The organism is Paracoccus sp. (in: a-proteobacteria) (assembly GCF_046289755.1).
In the GTDB taxonomy this organism is placed as follows: domain Bacteria; phylum Pseudomonadota; class Alphaproteobacteria; order Rhodobacterales; family Rhodobacteraceae; genus Paracoccus.
In genome coordinates this window covers 37,687-62,846 of the sequence record NZ_JBKBVD010000021.1, presented here as the reverse complement: position 1 = coordinate 62,846, position 25,160 = coordinate 37,687, and the positions used below count along the sequence as shown (strand labels likewise).

Below are 25,160 nucleotides of genomic sequence, written 5' to 3'. Positions count from 1 at the left end.
GCACGAGGCCGTCACCGGCCAGCGCCCGCGCGGCTTTTATCAGGGCCGCACCTCGATGAACACGGTGGCGCTTGGCTGCGAAGAGGGCGGGTTCGACTATCTCTCCGACACGATCGCCGATGACCTGCCCTATTGGCATGTGCATGAGGGCCGGCCGCAGCTGATGGTGCCCTATACGATGGATGCCAATGACATGCGGTTTTCCAGCGGTCAGGGGTTCGGCACCGGCACCGATTTCTTCGACTATCTGCGCGACAGTTTCGACATGCTCTATGCCGAAGGGCTGGCGGGGGCGCCCAAAATGATGTCGGTCGGTCTGCATTGCCGTCTGGCGGGCCGCCCCGGCCGCGCCATGGCGATCCAGCGCTTTCTGGACCACGCCCGCGCCCATGACGGCGTCTGGTTCGCGACCCGCCTCGACATCGCCCGCCACTGGGCGCGCACGCACCCGTTCCAGCCCCGCCTGCGCCCCTCGCAGATGGATCGCGACGCCTTCGTGGCCCGTTTCGGCGGCATCTACGAGCATTCGCCCTTCATCGCCGAACGCGTCTGGCAGGCCGAGATGGGCGCCGTCCACGACAGCCCCGCGGGCCTTGCCGGTCGCATGGCGCAGATCTTCCGGCAGGCCTCGGACGAAGAACGCCTTGGCGTGCTGCGCGCGCATCCCGATCTGGCGGGCAAGCTGGCGCAGGCCCGCCGCCTGACCGCCGACAGCACAGCCGAGCAGGCCAGCGCCGGTCTCGACGCGCTGACCGATGCCGAACGCGCCACCTTCACCCGCCTCAACGACGCCTATGTCGCCCGCCACGGCTTTCCCTTCATCATCGCGGTGCGCGACCACGACAAGGCGGGCATCCTTGCGGCCATGCAGGCCCGCACCGGCAACGACACCGGAACCGAACGCGCCGAGGCCGAAGCACAGGTCACACGAATCGCAGAAATCAGGCTGAGAGACATTTTGACATGACCGACACCCCCCCGAAGAACGCCCCCACCGGCGACATTGCGCAGGTCACCCAGCCCCGCCATGCTGGCCCCTATGCCGGTCCCGTCGCGGGTCTGCCGCCCCAGACCGGCCTGACCACCGACAGCGCCGTTTTCACCGAGGCCTATGCCGTCATTCCCCGCACGGTGATGCGCGACATCGTGACCTCGTATCTGCCCGGCTGGCGCGGCATGCGCATGTGGATGCTGGCCCGGCCCCTGTCGGGCTTTGCCGAGACCTTCAGCCAATACATCGTCGAACTGGCCGAGGGCGGCGGCAGCGACGCCCCCGACACCGATCCCGAAATCCAGCACGCCATCTTTGTCACCGGCGGCGAGGTCAGCATCACCATCGCGGGTGATGAACATCTGCTGGGCCCCGGCGGCTTTGCCTACGTCCCCCCCGGCACGGCATGGTCACTGCGCAACACCACGCCCGGCAATGCAGGCTTTCACTGGTGGCGCAAGCGCTGGCAACCCGCCGCAGGCGTGGACCGCCCCGACCCGATCATCGCGCGCGAACAGGACATCGCCCCCTCGGTCATGCCCGACACGGACGGCGCCTGGGGCACGACCCGCTTCATGGACCCCGCTGATCTGCGCCATGACATGCATATCACGGTGGTCACCTTCCAACCCGGCGGCTCGATCCCCTTTGCCGAGACGCATGTGATGGAGCACGGCCTGTTCGTGCTGGAGGGCAAGGCGGTCTACCGCCTCAACCGCGACTGGGTCGAGGTCGGCCCCGGCGATTTCATGTGGCTGCGCGCCTTCTGCCCGCAGGCCTGCTATGCGGGCGGGCCGGGCCGGTTCCGCTATCTGCTCTACAAGGACGTGAACCGCCACGCGACCCTCTGGCCGAACCGGTAACGCCCCTTTGCCTTGGGAGAAATATCCCGCTTGGGGGGTCGTCCATCGGTGCGCCATCGGTCCGAGAACCGATGGACGACGGGGGCGCGAAGCCCCCCGGCGACCGCGGGACGCAAATCCACGCTACAGCTTCGTCGCCCCCACCGGCGGCGTGCGCAGCCGCGCCCGCAACCGCGCCTCGCGCCAGGTGATATAGCTGATCGCCCCGATCATCAGCCCGCCGCCGACCATCACCCAGACATCCAGCGCCTCGCCAAAGACCAGCACGCCGACCAGACTGGCCCAGACCAGCTGCAGAAAGGTCACCGGCTGCGTCACCGCCAGAGGGGCTGCGGCAAAGGCCCGCGTCATCGTGTAATGGCCCGCGGTGCCAAACACCGCCACCAGCCCCAGCCACGCGACCTGCGCCAGCGTCGGCGGCACCCAGACCGCAATCGCCAGCGGCGCCAGCCCGACCGAGACCACCACCGACATCATCGCCACCACGACCGCCGCGGGCACCCGCTCGGACAGGCGCTTGGCCACCAGATAAGACGCACCAAAGGCGACCGAGGCCAGCACCTGCGCCAGATGGCCGGGGTCCATCTCGCGCAGACCGGGGCGCAGCACGATCAGCGCGCCCAGCAGCGCAACGCCCACCGCCGCCATCCGCCGCGCCGCCAGACGCTCGCCCAGAAACAGTGCCGCACCGATCGTCACGACCACCGGATTGAGAAAGCCGATGGCCGTCACCTCGGCGACGGTGATCCGCGACATGGCATAGAACCACGCCACCACGGCCACGATATGCAGCGCCCCGCGCAGCCCGAACAGCGCCCAGACCGGCGCCTCGAAACCCTGCCGCAGCGCCGCAACGATCACCGGCGCCAGAAAGATCAGCCCGAAGATGAACCGGATAAAGGCCGCCTGCGGCGCCGGCACCGCGCCCTCCAACCCCCGCACGATGGTATTGACCGCGACAAAGCACAGCCCCGTGGCCACCATCCAGGCGATCCCGGCCATATCCCGGCGTGTTGTCGGATCCATTTGCATGATCTGCAATTGCCGTCTTTCCCGCGACCACGCAAGCGCTTTTCTCAGCCGCCAAGGATCAGCCGCGCGGCGATGGCCCACATGACACAGCCCACGCCCAGCTCCAGCCAGCGCCAGGCCACCGGCCGCCGGAACAGCGGCGCCAGCAGACGCGCACCATAGCCCAGCCCGAAAAAGAACACGAACGAGCCGCAGACCGCCCCCGCGCCAAACAGCCATGGCGCGGGATATTGCACCGAGATCGAGCCCAGCAGCACGACCGTATCCAGCCAGACATGCGGGTTCAGCCAGGTCAGCGCCGCAACCGTCGCAAGGCTGCGCCCGAGGCTCGCCCCCTGCCCCTCACCCGGCACCAGCGCCGCCCCGCCGCGCCAGGCCCGCCGGAAGGCCAGGGCCCCATAGGCCAGCAGAAACAGCGCGCCGCCCCACAGCATCACATCGAACAGCCAGGGCAGATGCAGCCCCGCCCGCCCCATGCCCGCCACCCCAAGCGCAATCAGCGCCCCGTCCGACACCGCGCAGAACAACACCACCGGCAGCACATGGCGCCGCATCAGCCCCTGCCGCAGCACAAAGGCATTCTGCGCCCCGATCGCCATGATCAGCGACACACCCATTCCGAACCCGGCAAACCATGACAGCATCAGCACATCCTTTCGCCATTGCAGATGCCATGACGACCAGTTTAGAAAAACTGAAATATCCTCATGCTGATGAAGCCTCACTAATGCTGGACTACCCCGCCCTTGCCGCCCTGGCCCAGATCCTGCGCCGCGGCTCGTTCGAGGCCGCGGCGGCGGCCCTCAACATCACCCCCTCGGCGGTCTCGCAGCGCATCCGCAGCCTCGAAGACCGGCTCGGCTGTCGCCTCATCGACCGCGGCCCGCCGCTCGGCGCGACCCCGACGGGCCAGCGCCTGGCCGCGCATTTCGATCAGGTGCAGCTGTTGGAAAGCCGCCTGCAACATGCCCTGAACCCGGACAGCCTGCCGGTGATCCGCATCGCGGTCAACGCCGACAGCCTGGCCACATGGGCGATGCCGCCGCTGGCCCGGACGCCCGGCCTGCTGGACCTGCTGATCGACGATCAGGACCATGCGCATGAACATCTGGCCTCGGGCCATGTCTCGGCGGCGATCACCTCGCAGGCCAGACCACTGGCCGGAACCGACGCCACAGCACTTGGACGGATGCGCTACCGGGCGACGGCCAGCCCGGACTTCGCCGCGCGCCACTTCCCCGACGGCGTCACGCCGCAGGCGCTGCGCCGCGCCCCCTCGCTCAGCTTCAACGCCAGGGACGGGCTGCAGGACGCCTGGGTCCGCGCGCTGACCGGACAGCCGATCCCCCTGCCCCTGCACCGCCTGCCCGCGACCCATGCCTTCGCGGAGGCCGCGCGCCTCGGTCTGGGCTGGGGCATGAACCCGCAGATGCTGATCGAAGACGATCTGCGGACCGGCCGCCTTGTCGACCTCTGCCCCGGCCAGCCGCTCGATCTGCCGCTGTTCTGGCATGTCTCACGCCAGATGGCCCCCGCCCTTGCGCCGCTGACCGGGGCCATGACAAAAGCCGCCCGCGCAGCCCTGCTGCCCTGACGCTTTCTTCTTCACAAAAATATCCTGGGGGAGTCGCCGCAGGCGACGGGGGCAACGCCCCCTGCCCCCGACCACACGGGCACCACGCTTACAGCTGCGCCGCCACCTCGCCCGACAGATCGAAATTGCCGGTGACGTTCTGCACGTCGTCGTCATCCTCAAGCGTGTCGATCAGCCGCATCAGCTTCTGCGCGGTCTCCATATCGGCCACCTCGGTCGGCGCCTGCGGCTTCCAGATCAGCTTGGCCGTCTCGGATTCCCCCAAAGCGGCCTCCAGCGCGGTCGACACCTCGTTCAGCGCTGTATCGGCGCAATAGATCCAGTGGCCCTCGTCATCGGATTCGACATCATCGGCACCGGCCTCGATCGCGGCCAGCATGACCGTGTCGGCATCGCCCGCGGCAGCCGGATAAACGATCTCGCCCACCCGGTCGAACATGAAGCTGACCGAGCCAGTCTGCCCCAGATCGCCGCCCGCCTTGGTGAAATAGCTGCGCACATTCGAGGCGGTGCGGTTGCGGTTGTCGGTCATCGCCTCGACCACCAGCGCGATGCCGTTGGGGCCGTAGCCCTCATAGCGGATCTCTTCATAGGTCTCGGCATCGCCGCCAAGCGATTTCCTGATCGCGCGGTCGATCACGTCCTTGGGCACCGATTTGGCCTTGGCCTCCTTGACGGCCAGCCGCAGGCGCGGGTTCTTGTCGGGATCGGGGTCACCCATCTTGGCGGCGACGGTGATCTCTTTGGCCAGCTTGGAAAACAGCTTCGAGCGCAGCTTGTCCTGCCGGCCCTTGCGGTGCTGGATATTGGCCCATTTGGAATGACCTGCCATGTCGGGTCGTCCTTCGCAGTGCTGATGACATATCCTGCGGCTTCTAGTCCGTCACGCCCTGCCACCGCAAGACGAACCCGCAGCCCCTTTGATACGTTCTATGCACGAATCCCCCGGCAAGTGACGGGGCGGGGGCAAGACGGGGACATGAATGACCTATCCGCAGGCGGTTTTGTTCACCCTTCTGGGGGTGATGATGGTGCTGATGTTCTGGGGCCGCTGGCGGCATGATCTGGTGGCGTTCGCGGGGCTGATGGCTGCGGTGCTGCTGGGCATTGTCGCGCCCGAGGAGGCTTTCAACGGGTTTGGCAACCCCACCACGCTGATCGTGGCGCTGGTGCTGATCGCGACGGCGGGGCTGGTGCGCTCGGGCGCGGTGGCGCGGCTGACGCGGCTGCTGGCGGGCGATCAACGCGGCACCTCGCGCCATATTCTGGTCTTCGGGCTGGTCGGCGGCATGCTGTCGGGCTTCATGAACAATATTGCGGCGCTGGCCATGCTGATGCCGGTCGATCTGCAGGCCGGGCGCAAGGCCAGACGGCTGGCGGGGCTGACGCTGATGCCGCTGGCCTTTGCGACCATCCTCGGCGGCATGCTGACGCTGATCGGCACGCCGCCCAACCTGATCGTCTCGGGCTTTCGCGCCGATGTGCTGGGCCAGCCCTATCGCATGTTCGACTTTCTGCCGGTCGGCGGCGCGGTGGCGGTGGTGGGCATCGCCTTCATCGCGGCGGTCGGCTGGCGGCTGATCCCGCAGCGCGACGAACAGGGGTCCGGCGGCAAGGACGGGCCGCTGCGGCGCTATGCAGCCTCGCTGGTGGTCACGCCGGACAGTCTGGGCCAGATGCGCGAGGTGTCCAAAGCGCGGGCCGAGGCGCAGCAGCACGATGTCCGCATCACCGGCATCCGCCGCCACGGTCAGGATGTGCCCGGAAAACTGGACGATCAGGTGCTGGAGGATGGCGATGTGCTGATCCTGCGCGCCGATCCGGCGGCGCTGGACGAGTTCCGCTCGACCCGCAAGCTGGCCTTTCCCGATGGCCGGATGGAGCCGCGCGCCCGGCCCGACAGCGAGGGCCAGCATCTGGTCGAATGTCTGGTGCCCGCCACCTCGGATCTGGTCGGGCGCAGCCTGCAATCCTTTGGCATGCTGAACCGCCATGACTCGGTGCTGATCGGGATGCGTCGCCGCGGCGTGGCGCTGCGCGAGGCCCTGCCGCGCCAGATGGTCCAGTCGGGGGACATTCTGCTGATGCTGATGCCCGAAAGCCGCACCGACGAGGCGCTGCAGGCGGCGGGCCTTTTGCGCATCGACGGCGGCAGCCTGCCCGTCAGCCGCGAACGGCACATGCGCAGCGCGATTTTGCTGTTCGCCGCCGCCGTGCTGGCGACCAGCCTCGGGCTGACCTCGATGCCGATCGCGCTTGGCTGCGTGATCGTGGCCTATGTGCTGGTGGGGGTGCTGTCGGTCAACGAGATCTACAACCATGTCGACTGGCCGGTGATCGTGCTGCTGGGCTCGATGATCCCGCTGGGTCTGGCGCTGGACGCCACCGGCGGCACGGCGCTGATCGCGGGCGGGCTGGTGGCGCTGACCGAGGGCTATCCGGCCTGGATCGCGCTGTTGCTGCTGATGACCGCGACGATGTTTCTGTCGGACGTGCTGAACAACAACGCCACCACGATCATCGCGGCCCCGGTCAGCATCCGTCTGGCCGAGCAGCTGCAGGTCCAGCCGGACGCGTTTCTGATGGGCGTGGCGGTCGCGGCCTCCTGCGCGTTCCTGACGCCGATCGGGCATCAGAACAACACGCTGATCCTTGGCCCCGGCAATTACCGCTTTGGCGATTACTGGCGCATGGGCCTGCCGCTGGAGATCATCGTGCTGGCGGTGTCGGTGCCGCTGCTGCTGATCGTCTGGCCGTTGTAGCGCGACCGCAAAAACGCATACGCCTGAAACGCAAAACGCGGCCCTTGAACGGACCGCGGATGCGCAGCAAGACCAGATGTCTTGCAGATCAGATCGCCGAGGCACCGCCCAGAATGCGACGCACTTCGCCGTCGCGGGTCAGACCTTTTGCAGCCAGCTCTTCGTCCGAAATCTCGCTGAGGCGGCTCAGGGCGCGCATCTGCGGGCTGGCTTCTGCCAGCATGATCATGAAACGCCCGATGGCGCGGAACGGAGCCAGCAGTGCGGCAGCCGAGAAGCCTTGACCTTTGTGGCCGGCAGAGATGATGGTTGCCATTTGGAAACTCCTTGCATCGTACAAAGTCGTTTCCTCCCCTGCACACTAGATCGTCTTTCCGGCGCCGAATCACAACCGACGATGCTGCATGGCAGCATTGCGGTCAGGACAGGTCGGTCAGCGACCCTGACGCAATTGGTTAACCATCCAGCGGCCAGATCAGCGGGATCAGGGTCGAGGCGACCAGCGCCATCAGCAGGTTCAGCGGCAGGCCGACCTTGATGAAATCGGTGAACCGATAGCCGCCGGGGCCATAGACCAGCGTGTTGGTCTGATAGCCGATGGGCGTGGCAAAGCTGGCGCTGGCCCCCATCATCACCGCCACCACCAGCGGGCGCGGATCGACCCCCAGCGAGATGCCAAGGCTGATCGCCAGCGGCGTCACGATCACCGCCACCGCATTGTTCGTGACCGTTTCGGTCAGCGTCGTGGCCAGCAGATAGACCGCCAGCACCAGCGCCCAATGCGGCAGGGTCGCCAGCCAGGGCGCGACCTGATCCACGATCAGCTGCACCGCGCCGCTGTTTTCCAGCCCCGCGCCGACGGCCAGCATGGCAAAGATCAGCGCCATCAGCCGCCCGTCGACGAAAGACAGCGCCTCGTCGGCGTCAATACAGCGGGTGCCCAGAACCACCGCCACCCCGATGAAGGCCAGCAGCAGGATCGGCGCGACCTCCAGCGACGACAGGATCACGACGCCCGCCAGCACCGCCACCACGATCGGCGCATGCTTGCGGCGGAAGGCCCGGTCCGAGGGGGCGTTGACCTCGACCATATCCATATCGGCGGCCAGACGCTGAATATCGGCGGACGCGCCCTCCAGCAGCAGCGTGTCGCCCACGCGCACGACCAGATCGTCCAGCTGGCGGCCGATATTCTGGTTCTTGCGATGGGCGGCCAGCACATAGACGCCATAGCGGCGGCGCAGACGCATCGAGCCAAGCGAGCGTCCGACCATGCGGCAGCCCGGCGTGATCAGCACCTCGACCGTCGAGGTCTGGACCGAGCTGAGCTTGTCCACCATCCGCAGCTCCTTGTGGCTTTGCAGGCCCAGAACCTCGGACATGGGGGTGCGCAGCACGACGCGGTCGCCCTCGGCCAGTTGCACGGCGGCCAGATCGCGGCGCAGCGAGGCGTCGCCGCGCAGCACGTCGATCACCCGCGCGCTGTCGCGGGCGAAGATGTCCACGTCATCCAGCCCCTTGCCGATCAGGCTGGAACCTTCGGGGATGGCGACCTCGGTGAAGAATTTCATCTTGGTCCGGCCCGACAGAAGCTGCGACATGGAATCGCGGTCGGGCAGCAGGCGGGGCGCAAAGATCATCAGATAGATCACGCCGACAACCGCCATGGGCAGGCCGACCCAGGTGATCTCGAAGATGCTGAAATGCTCCATCCCTGCGGCGCGGGCCACGCCGTCGACCAGCAGGTTGGTCGAGGTGCCGATCAGCGTCATCGTGCCGCCCAGAATCGACAGATAAGACAGCGGGATCAGCAGCTTGGAGGGGGATTTCCCCATCTCTTTGGCCAGCTGCATGAAGATCGGCATCATCACCACGACCAGCGGCGTGTTGTTCACGAAGGCCGACATCACGCAGACCACGACCGACACGAGGCCAAGCGTCAGGACCGGATGTTCGCCCGCATGGGCAGCCGCGTGCTGGCCGATCCAGTCCAGCGCGCCGGTGCGCACCAGACCGCCGACAATGATGAACATGAACGCAATCGTCCAGGGCGCCGAGTTCGAAAGCACCCCCGCGATATGGGAGGGGTCCAGAATGCCAAGCGACAGCAGCACGACGGCGCCGATGATGGCGGTGACTTCGGGCGGATAGGTCTCGCGGATGAACAGGGTCAGCATGCCGATGATGATGAAGATCGTCACCACGGCGCCGGTCATCCCGGCCAATTCAAATCCGAACATGCACCACTCGCCTCGTTCACCGGGTCAGCCAAATCCCGACCTGTTGGCGTGTATATTGCGCCAGATCGCGCAGGCGCCGCAAGCAGGCTTCGCGCCGGCCGCACGTGGCACAGCGGGTGGCACAGCGGGTGGCACAGCAGGTGGACTGGTCAGGTGGCCTCGGTCTGGGACAGCCGCCCGCCATCGCGGACCGGACGGACGCTGCGCGCCAGCCCGCTGCGGTCATCGGTCTCGACCAGCACGCCCGACAGGGTCGCCTCGCCCTCGGCCGGGGTAAAGCGGTCGCGGACCATGCCGGTGATGAAGCGGCGCAGGGGCTCGGCCTTGTCCATGCCGATGACGCTGTCGTAATCGCCGCACATGCCCGCATCGGTCAGATAGGCGGTGCCGCGCGGCAGAACCTGCGCATCGGCGGTCGGCACATGGGTGTGGGTGCCCACGACAAGGCTGGCGCGGCCATCGCAGAAATGCCCCACGGCCATCTTTTCGCTGGTGGCCTCGGCATGAATATCGACCAGCGCCGCCTGCACCATCCCGCCCGGCGGATGCGCGCGCAGCACCGCGTCCAGCGCCGAGAACGGATCGTCATAGGGCCGCGACATGAACACCTGACCCAGCGCCTGCGTGATCAGCGCCTTGCGGCCCCGCGCATCGCTGATGATCGTGTGACCGCGCCCCGGCGCCTCGCGCGCGACATTCAGCGGCCGGACGATGCGCGGCTCGCGGTCGATATAGGCCAGCATGTCCTTTTGATCAAAGGCATGGTCGCCAAGCGTCAGACAATCGGCCCCGGCCTCCAGCAGCAATTGCGCATGCCCCGCGGTCAGGCCGCGCCCGCCGCTGGCGTTTTCGCCGTTCACCACCACCAGATCGGCCTTGAGCGTCGCGCGCAAAGCGGCCAACCGCTCTGTGATTGCCCGACGGCCCGCACGACCCATGACATCGCCAAGAAAAAGAATACGCATATTAACCCGTTACGGCAAAGCAGCCCGACCCTCAAGCCCCGAGGCACGGCAATGAAAAAAGGCCGCCCCTTGGGGCGACCTTTTCAGACGATGCGCGCGCCGCAAAGGCGCTGCGCGTTGTCTCAGACGAACTGAACGTTCGTTGCCGATTCGCGACCGTCGCGGCCGCGCTCCAGCTCAAAGGTCACCTTCTGACCATCGGCCGGAGCCGACAGACCAGCGCGCTCAAGCGCCGAGATGTGCAGGAACACGTCCTGGCGGCCGCCTTCGGGCTGAATGAAACCAAAACCTTTGGTGCTGTTGAACCATTTCACGGTGCCGTTGGCCATCGTGATGTCTCCTGTCTATTATACCACCCGCAGAGTGCAGTGGCCCGGCCCAGTCAAGAAGTAACGAAGCAGACTGAAGGCAGAAGCAGACAGGATGCAGTTATCTAACAAAGCCCGTTCTGATTACCCGAACGGCAGGATGAATGCAAGGACTATCTGGTGCCGGCTGAGGGATTTGAACCCCCGACCCCCTGATTACAAATCAGACGCTCTACCACTGAGCTAAGCCGGCGCTATGCGGTTCCGATAGCGCGGGGCGTGCTTTTCTGCAAGCCAAGGTTGGTGCGCGCCAGCAGGATCACGGCCAGAATTCCGACCATCATCACCAGCAGCGCGGCGGGGGCTGCGTTGCCCAGATCCTCGACGCTGGCGCGCTGGTGGGTGCGGGTGGCCAGCGTCTCGAAGTTGAAGGGCCGCAGCAGCAGGGTCGCGGGCAGTTCCTTGACGCAATCGACAAAGACCAGCAGCAGGGCCGAGCCGACCGAGCCGCGCATCAGCGGCATGAACACGTCGCGCAGCACGCCCGCATGGTTGCGCCCCAGCGACCGCGCGGCCATCGGCAGCGACGGCGGCACGCGGGTAAAGGCCGCATCCAGCGCCCCCTGCCCGATGGCGAAAAAGCGCACGATATAGGCAAAGACGATGGCCGCGCCGGTGCCGGTCAGCATCAGGCCGGGGTCATGGCCGGTCAGCGCCAGCCAGCCATCCGCCACGCGGTGATCCAGCGCCGCCAGCGGGATCAGGATGCCCACGGCCAGCACCGCGCCGGGCGCGGCATAGCCCACCGTCGTCACCGGCAGCAGCAGGCGCGGCAGCCGCCGCCCCGACAGGCGCACGCCGTAGACCATGACCATCGCCAGCCCCACGACCAGCAGCGCCGCGATCCCGCTAAGGCTGACCGTGTTCAGCGTCGCGCGCGCCAGACCCGGCGTCACCCAGCCCTGCGGATAGGCCAGCGCATAGGTCAGAATCACCCCCACCGGCAGCACGAAGCCCAGCAGAAACGGGAACAGGCAGGCGCCGGTGGCGGCCCATGCCAGCGGACCGCGCAACCGCTGCGGCTGGATCGGGCGCGGCTGGCGCGCGCTTTGGTGATAGCGGGCGCGGCGGCGGCCAAACCGTTCCCACAGCGCCAGAATCACCACGATCAGCAGGATCACGCAGGCGATCTGGGCCGCGCCCCCCGCGTTGCGCCGCTCCAGCCATGTGGTGAAAATGCCGGTGTTCAGGGTCTGCACGCCGAAATAGCTGACCACGCCGTAATCGGCCACGGCCTCCATCATCGCAATCGCCGAGCCTGCGACGATGGCGGGCCGGGCCAGCGGCAGGCCCACGCGGGCAAACAGCCCCCACGGCCCGGTGCCAAGCGCGCGGGCGACCTCGTAGGCGCTGCCCGATTGTTCATGCAGCGCGGCGCGGGTCAGCAGATAGACGTAAGGATACAGCGCCGCCGCCAGCACCACGATCGCCGCCTCGATCGAGCGGATGCGCGGGAACCAGTAGTCGCGCGAATTCTCCCACCCGAACCATGCGCGCAGGGCGGTCTGGACCGGGCCCGAGTAATCCAGAAAATCGGCCAGCGCATAGGCGCCGATATAGGCGGGCACCGCCAGCGGCAGCAGCAGCAGCCATTGCAGCCAGCGCCGCCCCGGAAAATCGTACATGCTGACCAGCCAGGCCGCCCCCGCCCCCATCGCCGCCGCCAGCGCGCCGGTCCCCACGGCCAGCATGACGGTATTGGTGAAATAGCGCGGCATCACCGTCGACAGCAGATGCGGCCAGATATTGTCGGTCGGGTTGGCGGCCATCCAGATGACGGCGATCACCGGCATCAGCACCAGTGCCGCGATCAGCGTGGCCGCGACCGACCACGCCCGGCCCCCGCCCTGCCGCAGATCCTGATCCGTACCGCGCACCGGCGGCAGTTCTGTCGCGCTTTCCGTCATGGGACAACGGGTTAGCGCAAAGCCGTTTGACTGTCCACGAAGGACCGCTAATGTGCGCCTGCCGCGCCAGAGATCCTGCGCGGCCAATGAGAAACGGCAGACGAGCGACGGGGCGGGACAGCACGATGCAGATGGTCTTTCATATGGGTGTGCATGGCACCGACGGCGACCGGATGCTGAAAACCCTGTTGAACAACCGCAACTGGCTGCTGCGCAACGGCACCGAGGTCGTCACGCCGAACCGCCATCGCGGCCTGTTTGACGAGGCGCTGGCCTCGCTGAACGGCCGGGCCGCGACGCCTGACATCGAACAGATCATGCTGGATGCGATGCTGGAAAGCGACACGCCCTCGCGCGTGGTGATGTCGACGCCCGGCTTCATGGGCGCGCCGGGGCGGGCCTGCGGGCAGGACGGGCTCTATCCCCAGATGGGTCAGCGGGCGGCGGCGTTGCGCAACCTCTTTCCCTCGCTCGCGTGCGAGTTCTTTGTGGCGATCCGCAACCCCGCCACGCTGTTGACCGAGGTGCTGCCGCAATTCGCGGGCGGCGGCTATTCCGAACTGCTGCAGGGCTGTGCGCCCGGGGATCTGCGCTGGCGCGAGCCGGTGCACCGGCTGGTGGAGGCCGTGCCGGGCTGCCGCGTCGTGCTGTGGTGCCACGAGGATGTGCCGCTGATCTGGCCCGAGGTCGTGCGCCTCGTCGGCCATATGCCGCCGGATGTGCCGCTGTCGGGCGGGCTGCTGTATATGCACGAACTGATGGGCGATGTGGGCATTTCGCGGCTGCGCGATGCCATGGCCGGTCAGGACCGGCTGACCATCGCGCGCCGCCGCGAATTGCACGGCCGGATGCTGGAACAGCACGCCCTGCCCGGCACGCTGGATCAGGTGATCGACCTGCCCGGCTGGACGCAGGAGACCGTCGATCAGGTCACCCGGACCTATCGTGCCGATGTGGCCGAAATCGCGGCACTGCCGGGCGTCGAGTTCGTGCTGCCCTGACACCCCGTCCGCCGGTCATGGCAGGCGGCCATGGCGGGCGGGGCATCTCCGTTCAGACCATGCCAAGCGCGGTCTTGTACATTTCCAGAATGGCCTCTTCCTCGGCAATGTCATCGCGGTCGCGTTTGCGCAAGGCGATGATCTTTTTCATCACCTTGGTGTCATAGCCGCGGGCCTTGGCCTCGGACATGATCTCTTTCTGGCGCTCGGCGATGTCTTTCTTTTCGGCTTCCAGCTGCTCGAATTGCTCGATGAACTGGCGCAGCTCGTCGGCTGCGACGCCATAGGCCTGATCGTCCTGCATCGGTATGTCCCTTCCGGCTTTTGCCCGACCTGTTAGGCCGTCTTGCCGCGCGGCGCAATCGCCGCTAGGCCATGACCCGCAAAACTGTCCACGCGGAAGGAGCCCTGGCCATGAGCCTGTACGACTGGATCATCTGGACCGGCGCCGCCCTGACGCTGCTCGGCGTTGGCGGCATCGTCTGGTGCATCGTGACCGTCACCCGCGCCCGGCGGCAGGGTCTGGACGACGAGGCCCTGCGCGCGCGGATGCGCGGCGTGCTGGCGGTGAACATGGGCGCGCTGGCGGCGTCGGTGATCGGGCTGATGATGGTCGTGATCGCGATCATGCTGAAACCCTGACCCTGCCCCCCCCTTTGCGCGGGTCTTGACACATTCTCATTCAGGAATATATCTGGCGCAACCGGCACAGGAGCGCGAGATGGAACCCGACTGGACACTTGGACTGATCGGCGGGCTGATGATCGGGGCCGCGGCGGCGCTGTATCTGCTGGGCAATGGCCGCATCATGGGGGCCAGCGGCCTGCTGGGCGGGCTGATCGACGGCAGCGGGCGCGCCAATTGGGTCGAACGCGCGGTGTTCATCGCAGCGCTGGCGCTGGTGCCGATGCTGCTGGTCGGCGCCGGGCTGGGCGCGGCTTCGGCGCCGGTCGCGGGCACGGGGGTCATGATCCTCGCGGGGCTGCTGGTGGGCTTTGGCACGCGGCTTGGCAATGGCTGCACCTCGGGGCACGGCGTCTGCGGGATCTCAAGGCTGTCATGGCGCGGCATCGCCGCCACGGGGGTCTTTCTGGTGACGGGCGTGCTGGGCGTTCTGCTGGCGCGCATGATCGGGTGGGCATGAGCATGATGCGACTGGTGATTGCCGCGCTGTCGGGCGGGCTGTTCGGGGCCGGGCTGCTGATCTCGGGCATGACCGACCCGGCCAAGGTGCGGGGATGGCTGGATATTTTCGGCGCATGGGACCCGACGCTGGCCTTTGTGCTGGGCGGCGCGGTGGTGCCGATGTTTTTCGCATGGCGCATCGCGGCGCGGCGCCCCCGCGCGCTGACCGGCGCGCCCATGCCGCAGATGCCGCCGCAGAGGCTGGACCGGCGGCTGATCGCGGGGGCGGCGCTGTTCGGGCTGGGCTGGGGCTTTGCCGGGCTGTGCCCCGGCCCCGCAATGGCCTCGGTCGGGATCGGCGGGGCGCCGTTTCTGGTGTTCTTCGCCGCGATGGTCGCGGGGATGGTTCTGTTCGGCCTGTGGAACCGCCGCGCATGAGGGCGCTGGTGCAGCGCGTCACCGAAGCCTCGGTCGAGGTCGAGGGCCGCATTGCGGGCCAGACCGGGCCGGGTCTGCTGGTGCTGGTCTGTGCCATGCAGGCCGATGACGAGGCCGTGGCGGACAAGCTGGCCGCGCGGATCGCCCGGCTGCGGATCTTTCGCGACGATCAGGGGCGGATGAACCGCGCGCTGCTGGACACAGGCGGAGGCGCGCTGGTGGTCAGCCAGTTCACACTGGCTGCCGACACACGCAGCGGCAACCGCCCCGGATTTTCGGCGGCTGCCGCGCCCGAGGACGGCCGCCGCCTGTACGAGCATTTCGCGGCCGCCCTACGCGATCTGGGCGTCCCGACCGAAACCGGCATCTTCGGCGCCGATATGAAGGTGCGGCTGATCAATGACGGGCCGGTGACCATCTGGCTGGACAGCGCGGACCGGGCTTGACTTTTCGCGCCTGCTGTCCTAGGTGAGCCCCATCGCACCCTGCTGCCGCGTGAGCAGCCTCAGGCACGGCCTGACCGGGCGCGAGACATTCCAGTTTCCCATTCACGCGGGGAGGCAGCAGGCATCCTCGTATCGCGCCTGCACCCCTTGCAATACGCCGCGCCCCGATGCGCGGCCCCTGCCCTTGCGTCCGATACGGGGGATGCGGGGACGAAAGAATATTTGATGGAACAGACCACTTCCCGCCGCCGCCCTGCACGGGGCGCCCATTCCAATACCCGCCCGGCGCCCGGCGCTGCGGCCAGCAACGCAGGGCGCAGCGTCGTCGCCCGTGATCCCCTGCCCACCGGTCCCTTTGCGGATATGGGCATCGACCACCGCATCAACGCCAATATCGCGGCGCTGGGGCTGACGACGCCCACGCCGATTCAGGAACAGGGCATCCCCGCCGTGGTCGCGGGCCGTGACGTGCTGGGTCTGGCCCAGACCGGCACCGGCAAGACGGCGGCCTTCGGCCTGCCGATGCTGACCCGCCTGATCAAATACGGCAAGAAACCCGATCCGCGCACCTGCCGCGCGCTGATCCTTGCCCCGACGCGCGAACTGGCCACCCAGATCGCCGCCAATATCGACGCCTATGCCGAGGGCACGCCGATCCGGTCGTTCCGCGTCGTCGGCGGCGCCTCGATCAATGTCCAGACCGAGCGGATGTCGAAGGGCGTCGATGTGCTGATCGCCACGCCGGGCCGCCTCATGGACCTGATCGAGCGTCGCGCCATCGACCTGTCCGCCACCACCTATCTGGTGCTGGACGAGGCCGATCAGATGCTGGACATCGGTTTCATCCACACCCTGCGCAAGATCGCCAGAATGCTGCCCAAGGACCGTCAGACGCTGATGTTCTCGGCCACCATGCCGAAACTGATGTCGGAACTGTCGGACACCTATCTGACCGATCCGGTCAAGGTTGCCGTGAACCCTCCGGGTCAGGCCGCCAAGAAGATCGAACAGGGCGTGCATTTCGTGGGTCAGGGCGACAAGGCGACGCTGCTGGCCGAATATCTGGCCAAGCATCCGGGCGAGCTGGCGATGGTCTTTGGCCGCACCAAGCATGGCTGCGACAAGCTGTCCAAGCTGCTGGAGAAATGGGGCTTTGACGTCGCCGCCATCCACGGCAACAAGTCGCAAGGCCAGCGCGAGCGGGCGCTGGAGGCGTTCCGCAACGGCAAGACCCAGGTTCTGGTCGCCACCGATGTGGCGGCGCGCGGTCTGGATATTCCCGATGTGGCGCATATCTACAACTATGACCTGCCCAACGTGCCCGAGAACTATGTCCACCGCATCGGCCGCACCGCGCGCGCCGGGCGCGACGGGCGTGCGGTGGCCTTTGCCGCCCCCGCCGAGATGGGCGAATTGCGCGCCATCGAAAAGGCCATGAAAGCCCCGATCCCGGTGATCGGTGGTGACCCCTGGGCCTATGCCGGCGCCGCGCCGCGTCCTCAGCCGCGGGGCCGGGGCAAGCCGATGGGCGGTGGTGCCAAGCCCGCGCGCAAGCCGATGGGTGGCGCGCAGCGCCGGGGCTGATCCGGGCCGCGGCCACAGCGATATGGATATTTGAGTGAAGAAGAAGCCGCAGGGATCATTCCTTGCGGCTTTTGCTTGAGGGGTCGGGCGGGCGCGGCTATCTGCTGTCGCCATGGCCAAGCTGTATTTCCATTATTCAACCATGAATGCGGGCAAGAGCACCTTGCTGCTGGCGGCGTCCTATAATTACCGCGAGCGTGGAATGGCGGTGCTGTTGCTGACGGCGGCGCTGGATGACCGGGCGGGCGCGGGGCGGATCGCCAGCCGCATCGGCATTGATGCCGCAGCCACCGTGTTTTCGCAGGCCAGCGATCTGTTCGCGCTGATCGGCGATCAGGGCCGCGACTGTGCCTGCGTGTTCATCGACGAGGCGCAGTTTCTGACCCGCGATCAGGTCTGGCAACTGGCGCGCGTGGCCGATGATCTGGGCATTCCCGTCATGTGCTATGGCCTGCGCGTCGATTTCCGGGGCGAGCTGTTCCCCGGCTCGGCGGCGCTGCTGGCGCTGGCCGACGATCTGCGCGAGGTGCGCACCATCTGCCATTGCGGGCGCAAGGCCACCATGGTCGTGCGGCAGGATGCGCAGGGCCGCGTCATCACCGAAGGGGCGCAGGTGCAGGTGGGCGGCAACGAGACCTATGTCTCGCTGTGCCGCCGCCACTGGCGCGCGGCGGTGGCGGCACCTCGGGCCGGCAAGGGCGATCACTAATCCCGCGACTTCCGTTGCGGGGGGCCGGGGCTTGATGTAACCATTCCGCGCAAACAGGCAAAGGAACCAATCCCATGCGCGCATTCCTGCTGTGGTTCGCCGCCGCATTGTCGCTGGCCGCCCCTGCGCGGGCCTTTGACACCACCGCAACTTCGGCCTGGGTCTATGATGTGACCAGCGGCACGGTGTTGATGGAAAAGAATGCCGATACGGCGATTCCGCCCGCCTCGATGTCCAAGCTGATGACGCTGTATATGCTGTTCGAGGCGCTGGAGGATGGCCGGGTGCAGCCCGACACGCGCCTGCCCGTCTCGACCAAGGCGCGGCAGATGGGCGGCTCGACCATGTTCCTGAACGAAATGGACCGCCCCACGGTGGATGAGCTGATCAAGGGCATCATCGTGCTGTCGGGCAATGACGCCTGCGTCGTCGTGGCCGAGGGGCTGGCCGGGACCGAAGAGGCCTTCGCCCGCCAGATGACCGAACGGGGCCCGCAGATCGGGCTGACGCATTCGACATTCAGGAACTCGACCGGCTGGCCGCAGGACGGGCACCGCATGTCGGCCGAGGATATGGGCATCGTGGCGCTGCGCATCATCGAGGATTTCCCGCAGCACTATCCTGATTTCGCGCTGACCGAATTCCGGTTCGACGACCGCGCACCCGCAAACCGCTTCAACCGCAATCCGATCCTGCGGCAGGGCATCGGCGACGGGCTGAAGACGGGCCACACGCAAGAGGCGGGCTATGGGCTGGTGGGCTCGGCCGAGCAGGACGGGCGGCGGATCATCTTTGTCGTCTCGGGGCTGCAATCCGACCGCGCGCGGGCCGAGGAATCCGAGCGGATCGTGAACTGGGCCTTCCGGCAGTTCACCATGCAGACGCTGGTGCCCGCGGGCGAGACGGTCATGGATGCGCCGGTCTGGCTGGGCACGGCCAGCCGCGTCGGGCTGACGACCGAAAACGGGGTGAATGTGCTGGTGCCTGCGGGCGCGCGCGATCAGGTCCGGGTCGAGGTGGTCTATGACAGCCCCATCCCCGCGCCCATCGCCAAGGGCGATCCGGTGGGGCGGCTGGTCGTCACCATCCCCGGCGCGCGCGACACCGTCACGCCGCTGATCGCCACCGCCGATGTCCCCGAAGCCGGGTTCATGGGCCGCGTGAAGGGCGCCGTGATGCAGCTGGGCCAGCGCGCGATCGCCGCGACCGGCATCTGATGCTGATCAGCTTTGAAGGCATTGACGGCTGTGGCAAATCCACGCAGGCCCGGCTGCTGGCCGGGGCGCTGGCCACCGAGGGCCGCGACGCACGGCTGACGCGCGAGCCCGGCGGCAGCCCCGGCGCCGAGGAGATCCGCCGCCTGCTGGTCGAGGGCGCGGGCGAGCGCTGGTCGCCCGAGACCGAATGCCTGCTGTTCACCGCCGCGCGGCGCGACCATCTGGAACGCACCATCCGCCCGGCGCTGGCCGCCGGGGCCACTGTCATCACCGACCGCTTTGCCGACAGCACCCGCGTCTATCAGGGTGCGGCGCGCGGCGATCTGCGCGCCATGGTCGACCGGCTGCACGCGCTGATGATCGGGGTCGAGCCCGACCGGACCTTTGTCATCGACATCGACCCGGCCACCGGCCTTGCCCGTGGCGCCGCGCGGGGCGGGGTCGAGGACCGGTTCGAAAGTCTGGGCCTTGGCTTTCAGGAACGTCTGGCTGCGGGTTTCCGCGCGCTGGCCGCTGAATATCCCGCCCGCGTGCGGCTGATCGACGGGCGCGGCACGCAGACCGAGGTCGCCGCCCGCGTCAGGGCGGCGCTGTGAAGACCGCCCCCGAGGATATTCCCGAACCCGACCGCGTGCCCGGTGCCCCCCATCCGCGCCACGCCGCCCGTGTGATCGGGCAGGACGCGGCCGTGTCGGCCTTTGCCGAGGCCGCGCGCGGCGGGCGGCTGCACCATGCCTGGCTGCTGACCGGCCCGCGCGGCGTCGGCAAGGCCACGCTGGCCTGGGCGATTGCGCGCTGGCTGCTGGCGGGCATGCCCTCGGACGATCTGCGCGTCGATCCCGATGCGCCCGAGGCCCGCCGCGTCACCGCCCTGTCGGAACCACGCCTGCAGCTGATCCGCCGCCCCTGGGATGACAAGGCCGGGCGACTGTCGGCGCAGATCACCGTGGACGAGATCCGCCGCCTGCTGTCGTTCTTCCACATGTCCGCAGCCGAGGGTGGCCACCGCATCGCCATCATCGACGCCGCCGACGACATGAACCCTGCCGCCGCCAACGCCCTGCTGAAAGTGCTGGAGGAACCGCCCGCCGGGGCCGTCATCCTGCTGATCGCGCATCAGCCTGCGGGGTTGCTGCCCACGATCCGGTCCCGCTGCCGGACCTTGCGTCTGACGCCGCTGTCCGCCCCGCAGATGGGCGGGATTCTGGGCGATCTGGGCATTCACGACGATGCCGAGGCGCTGGCGGAATTGTCCGGTGGCTCGGTGGGCGAGGCGTTGCGGCTGGCCGGGCAGGACGGCCTCGACCGCTATCAGGCGCTGGTCGATCTGTTCGCCACCCTGCCCCGGTTCGACCGGCTGATGGCCGCGAAATTTGCCGATGGCGCGGCGGGGCGCGCGGGCGCCGATGGCGATCCGTTCGATCTGACCATCACCGTGCTGGACCGCTTTCTGGCGCGGATGGCGCGGGCCGGGCTGCTGGGGGCGCCGCTGGTGCAGGCCGCGCGGGGCGAGGCGGCGCTGATGGCGCGGCTGTCGCCCGACGATCACGCGGCCCGCCTCTGGGCCGGGGCACAGGCCGATCTGTCGGCGCGCGCGCGGGCGGGCCGGGCGGTCAATATTGACCCTGCCGCGCTGGTGATGGATATGGTCCTCGAACTGGCGCAGCTGTCGCCCGCGCGCCCGGCACAAGGTTGACCCATGCACGACACCCCCCCCGCCGAGATCGCAACCGAGACCGCAACCCAGACTGCGCCCCAGACTGCGCCCGAAATCGTTGACAGCCACTGCCATCTGGACTTTCCGGATTTCGACGGCGAACACGAGGCCCTGCTGGCCCGCGCCCGCGCCGCAGGCGTCAGCCGCATGGTCACCATCTGCACCAGACTGCGCCTTGAGCCCACGGTCCGCGCCCTGGCCGAGGCGCATGAGGGCGTCTTTTACGCCGCAGGCACCCACCCGATGAGCGTGGCTGATGAGCCCATGGCCACCGTCGATCAGCTGGTCGCGCTGGCCGGTCACCCCAAATTCGTGGCCATTGGCGAGACCGGGCTGGACTATCACTACACCGCCGAAAGCGCGGGCGCCCAGCAGGACAGCCTGCGCATCCATATCGAGGCCGCGCGCCGGACCCGCCTGCCCCTGATCATCCATGCCCGCGATGCCGATGACGACATGGCCCGCATCCTGACGCAGGAACATCGCGCGGGCGCCTTTAGCTGCGTCATGCATTGCTTCAGCTCGACCGCCGCACTGGCCCGTGCCGCGCTGGATCTGGATTTCTACCTGTCGATGTCGGGCATCGCCGCCTTCCCCCGATCAACCGAACTGCGCGAGATCTTTGCCGCAGCCCCCCTCGATCGCATCCTGATCGAGACCGACAGCCCCTATCTGGCCCCGCCCCCCCATCGCGGGCGGCGCAACGAGCCCGCCTATGTGGCCCATACCGCCGCCAAGGCTGCCGGGATCTTCGGCCTCGGCTATGCCGATTTCGCCGCCCGCAGCACGGCGAATTTCGACCGCCTGTTCTGGAAGGCCGCACGATGAGCGCCGTGATCCGCGCCACGATCCTGGGCTGCGGGTCGTCGGGCGGCGTGCCGCGTCTTGGCGGGCGCTGGGGCGCCTGCGACCCGTCCGAGCCCAGAAACCGCCGCCGCCGCTGCGCGCTGCTGCTGGAACGCGACGGCCATCAGGGCACGACCCGCGTGCTGATCGACACCGGCCCCGATCTGGTGCCGCAAATGCTGGATGCGGGCGTCGAAAGCCTTGATGCGGTCGTCTACACCCATGCCCATGCCGATCATGTCCATGGCATCGACGATCTGCGCCAGCTTGTGTTCAACGCCCGCCGCATCCTGCCGCTCTGGGCCGACCGGGCCACGGCGGATGCGCTGCTGACCCGCTTTGGCTACGTCTTTGAAACACCCGAGGGCAGCCAGTATCCCCCCATCTGCTCGCTGAACCTGATCGAGGGCGAGATCACCATCGACGGCCCCGGCGGCGCGATCACGCTGATCCCCTTCCGCGTGCAGCACGGAGAGATCACCTCGCTCGGCTTCCGCATCGGCGGGCTGGTCTATCTGCCCGATGTCTCCTCCATCCCCGATGCCGCCTGGCCGCTGATCGCGGGCGCCCCGGTCTTCATCTGCGACGCGCTGCGCCCCGAGCCCCATCCCAGCCATGCTCATCTGGCACAGGCGCTGGACTGGATCGCCCGCGCGGGCAATCCGCAGGCGGTGCTTACGAACATGCATATCGACATGGATTACGCGACCGTGGCACGCGAGACACCGCCCCATGTCACCCCGGCCCATGACGGCATGCAGATCACCGCGCCCGCCGGCACGCCCTCCCTGCCCGCCGCCCTGTGACGGCGCTCTTCACCATCATCCTGCCGGTCTTTCTGGTGGTGGGCTTCGGCTATCTGGTCACCTGGCGCGGCTGGTTCCGCGACAGCGCCGTCGACGGGGTGATGAGCTTTGCGCAGAACTTCGCCGTGCCCACATTGCTCTTCGCCTCCATCGCCCGGCTGGATCTGGGCGGAGAGTTCCGCGCCGCCCTGCTGATCCCCTTCTATCTGGGCGCCTTCGCCAGCTATGCGGCGGGATGGGCGGGGGCGCGCTATCTGTTCGCGCGCCCGCCGATGGATTGCGTGGCCATCGGGTTTGTCTGCCTGTTCTCGAACACGCTGTTGCTGGGCGTGCCGATCACCGAACGCGCCTATGGCGCGCAGGCGCTGGCGGGCAACTGGGCGATCATCTCGATCCACTCGCCGCTGCTCTACACCTTCGGCATCACGGTGATGGAGTTCACCCGCGCCAAGGGCTCGGGCCTTTCGGTCGGGCGCGTGGCGCTGCGCGCGCTGACCGGCGTGCTGCGCACCTCGCTGGTCATCGGCATCATGGCCGGATTTGCGATGAACCTGCTGATGCAGGCCGGGCTGATCATGCCGCAAGGATTCTGGGACGCGGTCGACATGCTGGCCCGCGCCGCCCTGCCCGCCGCCCTCTTCGGGCTGGGCGGCGTGCTCTACCGCTACCGCCCCGAGGGCGATATGGGCGCCATCGCCATGTGCTGCGCCATTGCCCTCATCCTGCACCCGGCGATCACGTTCGGCACAGCCCATCTGGCAGGGCTGGACATCACCGGCACCCGCTCGGCGGTGCTGACCGCCGCCATGGCGCCGGGCGTCAACGCCTATCTCTTCGCCAATATCTACGGCTCAGCCCGCCGCGTCGCCGCCTCCAGCGTGCTGATCGCCACCGCCCTCTCGATCCTCAGCGTCTGGATGTGGCTCGAAATCCTGCCTTGAACACGCCATGACACTGCCCCCCCCTGCAGCGGTCCGTAAATATCCTCGGGGGGTCCGGGGGGCGAAGCGCCCCCGGCCATCGCGGGACGCAAACAGCACCTCAGACCGGCACCCCAAGCGCCCCCAACGGCTCTTCCAGCACCCGCTCTTCATAGCCGAAATGCGACCGGATCGCCCGGTCCAGCGCCGCGAACCGCGCTGCACAGTCATCGAACCGCGCCGGGCTCTGGTCCGAGACCAGCGCGTGCGCGGCCATATCCAGCTCGTCGATCAGCCGGTGGATCACCTTGTGCTCGGCCTTCAGCCGCGCGATCACCGGCGCCAGAGGCCCCCCGCCGCGCCTGGCCAGTGCCGGAAACATCCACTGTTCCTCGATGTCATGGTGGTTCTGCAACAGCGCGCAGTCGCGCCCGCAGGCGGTGCCGAACAGCGCGAAATTGCGCGCAAGCCCCATCGCCGACACCGCCCGCGGCAGCGCCCGCGCATCCGCGGTCTTGGCCCGGATTTCGGTCAGCAGCGCGGCGACCGCCTCCATCTCGGCGCGATACATGTCGTGGATCAGGGCCAGCCGCCTGCCATGCGCGCGTTTGGCGCGCGTCATGCCGGGATAGGCCGGCGCGGCCGGGCGCGCGGCCTCGTCTTCCAGCTCCTCGGGTGTCATCGCGGCGTCACACCCCGGATCCGCTCGGACCGGCGGCGCAGCAGTTCAACCGTGGTCAGCAGCGCGATCGAGAACCCGACCAGCAGTGTCGCCACCGCAAGGATCGCGGGGCTGATCTGCTCGCGGATGCCGTTCCACATCTGGCGCGGGATGGTCTGCTGCTCGGGGGCTGCGATGAACAGCACCGCCACAACCTCATCGAACGAGGTGACAAAGGCGAACAGCGCCCCCGCGATCACGCCGGGCAGAATCAGCGGCATGGTCACCTTGAAGAACGTTGTCCGTGGATTGGCGCCCAGACTGGCCGCAGCCCGGTTCAGCGACTGATCGAACCCCACCAGCGTCGCGGTCACGGTGATGATGACAAAGGGTATCCCCAGCGTCGCATGGGCCAGGATCACCCCCAGATAGGTGCCCGCCAGCCGCCCGCATTGCGGCTCCAGCCCGATCAGCACCAGCAGCTCGCAGGGGTTCGAGTAGAAGAAGAACATCCCCGTCGCGGTGATGATCAGCGGCACGATCATGGGCGAGATCAGGATCGCCATGATCGCGCGCCGGTAGGGCATCTCGGGGCGCGACAGGCCAAGGGCCGCCAGCGTGCCCAGAGAGGTCGCCACCAGCGTCGCGAAAAACCCGATGATGAGCGAGTTCTTCGCGGCCCGGATCCAGTTGGCATTGGCCCAGGCATCCGACCAGAAGGCCCATCCCTCACTGCCCGGGTTCTGCATCCCGAAGGTCAGCAGGCTCTCATACCAGCGCAGGCTGAACCCGTCCGGGTCCAGCGACCGCATGGCCGGGGTAAAGGTAAAGAACGGCTCGGCGTTGAAGCTCAGCGGGATGATGATCACGATGGGCGCGATCAGAAAGAAAAAGATCAGCCCGCAGATCACCAGATAGGTGTAATGCCAGACCCGCTCCAGCGGCGATGCGTAAGACGGAAGCGCCAT

28 protein-coding genes and 1 tRNA gene are annotated in these 25,160 nt (G+C 67.8%); 17 read left to right on the top strand and 12 right to left on the bottom strand.

Features of this window, described 5'->3' with window-relative positions; all coding sequences use genetic code 11:
- Together uraD and ACK41U_RS09925 are read left to right on the top strand one after the other, a co-directional pair.
- Window positions 1-967: 2-oxo-4-hydroxy-4-carboxy-5-ureidoimidazoline decarboxylase (gene uraD, locus ACK41U_RS09930; RefSeq protein ID WP_409679154.1), on the top strand; the 967-nt coding region annotated here is incomplete at its 5' end.
- A complete protein-coding gene (locus tag ACK41U_RS09925; protein ID WP_409679151.1) occupies window positions 964-1,854 on the top strand; it encodes a bifunctional allantoicase/(S)-ureidoglycine aminohydrolase in 891 nt (296 codons plus the stop codon). The genes uraD and ACK41U_RS09925, both read left to right, overlap by 4 nt.
- A 123-nt stretch (window positions 1,855-1,977) precedes the next feature.
- Here ACK41U_RS09925 and ACK41U_RS09920 read toward each other — a convergent pair whose 3' ends face one another.
- Both ACK41U_RS09920 and ACK41U_RS09915 read right to left on the bottom strand, forming a co-directional pair.
- Entirely contained in the window at window positions 1,978-2,880 is a 903-nt protein-coding gene (locus ACK41U_RS09920; protein WP_409679148.1) for a DMT family transporter, read from the bottom strand.
- A 50-nt stretch (window positions 2,881-2,930) separates the two neighbouring features.
- Window positions 2,931-3,530, bottom strand: coding sequence for a LysE/ArgO family amino acid transporter (locus ACK41U_RS09915; RefSeq protein ID WP_409679145.1), 600 nt, complete (start codon window positions 3,528-3,530; stop codon window positions 2,931-2,933).
- Window positions 3,531-3,613: 83 nt separating this feature from the next.
- On the opposite strand from ACK41U_RS09915, the gene ACK41U_RS09910 reads away from it, so the two are divergent.
- Entirely contained in the window at window positions 3,614-4,480 is an 867-nt protein-coding gene (locus ACK41U_RS09910; RefSeq protein ID WP_409679142.1) for a LysR family transcriptional regulator ArgP, read from the top strand.
- A gap of 88 nt (window positions 4,481-4,568) precedes the next feature.
- On the opposite strand, the gene ACK41U_RS09905 is transcribed toward ACK41U_RS09910, so the two are convergent.
- The gene (locus ACK41U_RS09905) at window positions 4,569-5,312 is read right to left on the bottom strand and encodes a YebC/PmpR family DNA-binding transcriptional regulator (protein WP_409679139.1); all 744 of its coding nucleotides are present in this window, start codon (window positions 5,310-5,312) and stop codon (window positions 4,569-4,571) included.
- Window positions 5,313-5,463: 151 nt separating this feature from the next.
- Here ACK41U_RS09905 and ACK41U_RS09900 point away from each other — a divergent pair, with 151 nt between their 5' ends.
- The gene (locus ACK41U_RS09900) at window positions 5,464-7,242 is read left to right on the top strand and encodes an SLC13 family permease (RefSeq protein ID WP_409679136.1); all 1,779 of its coding nucleotides are present in this window, start codon (window positions 5,464-5,466) and stop codon (window positions 7,240-7,242) included.
- 88 nt (window positions 7,243-7,330) lie between these two features.
- Here the strand turns inward: ACK41U_RS09900 and ACK41U_RS09895 are convergent, their stop codons facing one another.
- The 6 genes from ACK41U_RS09895 to ACK41U_RS09870 form a co-directional block, all read right to left on the bottom strand.
- Window positions 7,331-7,558 carry a hypothetical protein gene (locus ACK41U_RS09895; protein ID WP_409679133.1) on the bottom strand — a complete coding sequence of 76 codons (228 nt, stop codon included), beginning with the start codon at window positions 7,556-7,558 and terminating at the stop codon, window positions 7,331-7,333.
- A gap of 139 nt (window positions 7,559-7,697) precedes the next feature.
- Window positions 7,698-9,482, bottom strand: a complete 1,785-nt coding sequence (locus ACK41U_RS09890; protein WP_409679130.1) for an SLC13 family permease — start codon at window positions 9,480-9,482, stop codon at window positions 7,698-7,700.
- 149 nt (window positions 9,483-9,631) lie between these two features.
- Window positions 9,632-10,447 (bottom strand): YmdB family metallophosphoesterase, encoded by an 816-nt coding sequence (locus ACK41U_RS09885; protein ID WP_409679127.1) that lies wholly within the window; start codon window positions 10,445-10,447, stop codon window positions 9,632-9,634.
- A 122-nt stretch (window positions 10,448-10,569) separates the two neighbouring features.
- A complete protein-coding gene (locus ACK41U_RS09880; RefSeq protein ID WP_042248736.1) occupies window positions 10,570-10,776 on the bottom strand; it encodes a cold-shock protein in 207 nt (68 codons plus the stop codon).
- Between the two features lie 157 nt (window positions 10,777-10,933).
- Window positions 10,934-11,008: transfer RNA gene (locus ACK41U_RS09875), tRNA-Thr, on the bottom strand.
- Window position 11,009: 1 nt separating this feature from the next.
- On the bottom strand, window positions 11,010-12,722 hold the full coding sequence (locus ACK41U_RS09870; protein WP_409679123.1) for an ABC transporter permease: 1,713 nt from the start codon (window positions 12,720-12,722) through the stop codon (window positions 11,010-11,012).
- A gap of 125 nt (window positions 12,723-12,847) precedes the next feature.
- Between ACK41U_RS09870 and ACK41U_RS09865 the strand changes: the two genes are divergently transcribed.
- On the top strand, window positions 12,848-13,723 hold the full coding sequence (locus ACK41U_RS09865; RefSeq protein WP_409679121.1) for a hypothetical protein: 876 nt from the start codon (window positions 12,848-12,850) through the stop codon (window positions 13,721-13,723).
- A gap of 52 nt (window positions 13,724-13,775) precedes the next feature.
- Here the strand turns inward: ACK41U_RS09865 and ACK41U_RS09860 are convergent, their stop codons facing one another.
- Entirely contained in the window at window positions 13,776-14,027 is a 252-nt protein-coding gene (locus tag ACK41U_RS09860) for a DUF2312 domain-containing protein (RefSeq protein ID WP_409679118.1), read from the bottom strand.
- A 110-nt stretch (window positions 14,028-14,137) separates the two neighbouring features.
- Here ACK41U_RS09860 and ACK41U_RS09855 point away from each other — a divergent pair, with 110 nt between their 5' ends.
- The 12 genes from ACK41U_RS09855 to ACK41U_RS09800 all read left to right on the top strand — a co-directional run bounded on the left by ACK41U_RS09855 (window position 14,138) and on the right by ACK41U_RS09800 (window position 23,552).
- A complete protein-coding gene (locus tag ACK41U_RS09855; RefSeq protein ID WP_409679115.1) occupies window positions 14,138-14,365 on the top strand; it encodes a hypothetical protein in 228 nt (75 codons plus the stop codon).
- A 79-nt stretch (window positions 14,366-14,444) separates the two neighbouring features.
- Window positions 14,445-14,867 (top strand): YeeE/YedE family protein, encoded by a 423-nt coding sequence (locus ACK41U_RS09850; protein ID WP_409679112.1) that lies wholly within the window; start codon window positions 14,445-14,447, stop codon window positions 14,865-14,867.
- A 2-nt stretch (window positions 14,868-14,869) separates the two neighbouring features.
- Complete coding sequence (locus ACK41U_RS09845) at window positions 14,870-15,286, top strand: DUF6691 family protein (protein ID WP_409679166.1); 417 nt, start codon at window positions 14,870-14,872, stop codon at window positions 15,284-15,286.
- Window positions 15,283-15,732 (top strand): D-aminoacyl-tRNA deacylase, encoded by a 450-nt coding sequence (gene dtd / locus ACK41U_RS09840; protein ID WP_409679109.1) that lies wholly within the window; start codon window positions 15,283-15,285, stop codon window positions 15,730-15,732. Before ACK41U_RS09845 ends, dtd begins: the two co-directional genes overlap by 4 nt.
- Before the next feature lie 363 nt (window positions 15,733-16,095).
- Window positions 16,096-17,316 carry a DEAD/DEAH box helicase gene (locus ACK41U_RS09835; protein WP_409679163.1) on the top strand — a complete coding sequence of 407 codons (1,221 nt, stop codon included), beginning with the start codon at window positions 16,096-16,098 and terminating at the stop codon, window positions 17,314-17,316.
- Between the two features lie 112 nt (window positions 17,317-17,428).
- The gene (locus tag ACK41U_RS09830) at window positions 17,429-18,025 is read left to right on the top strand and encodes a thymidine kinase (protein WP_409679106.1); all 597 of its coding nucleotides are present in this window, start codon (window positions 17,429-17,431) and stop codon (window positions 18,023-18,025) included.
- Between the two features lie 74 nt (window positions 18,026-18,099).
- Window positions 18,100-19,242, top strand: a complete 1,143-nt coding sequence (locus tag ACK41U_RS09825; protein WP_409679103.1) for a D-alanyl-D-alanine carboxypeptidase family protein — start codon at window positions 18,100-18,102, stop codon at window positions 19,240-19,242.
- Window positions 19,242-19,838, top strand: a complete 597-nt coding sequence (gene tmk / locus ACK41U_RS09820) for a dTMP kinase (RefSeq protein ID WP_409679100.1) — start codon at window positions 19,242-19,244, stop codon at window positions 19,836-19,838. The genes ACK41U_RS09825 and tmk overlap by 1 nt, the downstream gene beginning before the upstream one ends.
- Entirely contained in the window at window positions 19,835-20,938 is a 1,104-nt protein-coding gene (locus tag ACK41U_RS09815; protein ID WP_409679097.1) for a DNA polymerase III subunit delta', read from the top strand. The genes tmk and ACK41U_RS09815 overlap by 4 nt, the downstream gene beginning before the upstream one ends.
- A 3-nt stretch (window positions 20,939-20,941) precedes the next feature.
- Window positions 20,942-21,787: a TatD family hydrolase gene (locus ACK41U_RS09810; RefSeq protein ID WP_409679094.1), complete on the top strand. Its 846-nt coding sequence runs from the start codon at window positions 20,942-20,944 to the stop codon at window positions 21,785-21,787.
- Complete coding sequence (locus tag ACK41U_RS09805) at window positions 21,784-22,611, top strand: MBL fold metallo-hydrolase (protein ID WP_409679091.1); 828 nt, start codon at window positions 21,784-21,786, stop codon at window positions 22,609-22,611. The genes ACK41U_RS09810 and ACK41U_RS09805 overlap by 4 nt, the downstream gene beginning before the upstream one ends.
- Window positions 22,608-23,552, top strand: a complete 945-nt coding sequence (locus tag ACK41U_RS09800) for an AEC family transporter (protein WP_409679088.1) — start codon at window positions 22,608-22,610, stop codon at window positions 23,550-23,552. Before ACK41U_RS09805 ends, ACK41U_RS09800 begins: the two co-directional genes overlap by 4 nt.
- A 100-nt stretch (window positions 23,553-23,652) precedes the next feature.
- Here the strand turns inward: ACK41U_RS09800 and ACK41U_RS09795 are convergent, their stop codons facing one another.
- The gene (locus ACK41U_RS09795) at window positions 23,653-24,213 is read right to left on the bottom strand and encodes a hemerythrin domain-containing protein (protein WP_409679085.1); all 561 of its coding nucleotides are present in this window, start codon (window positions 24,211-24,213) and stop codon (window positions 23,653-23,655) included.
- Window positions 24,210-25,160, bottom strand: coding sequence for an ABC transporter permease (locus tag ACK41U_RS09790; protein ID WP_409679082.1), 951 nt, complete (start codon window positions 25,158-25,160; stop codon window positions 24,210-24,212). The genes ACK41U_RS09795 and ACK41U_RS09790 overlap by 4 nt, the downstream gene beginning before the upstream one ends.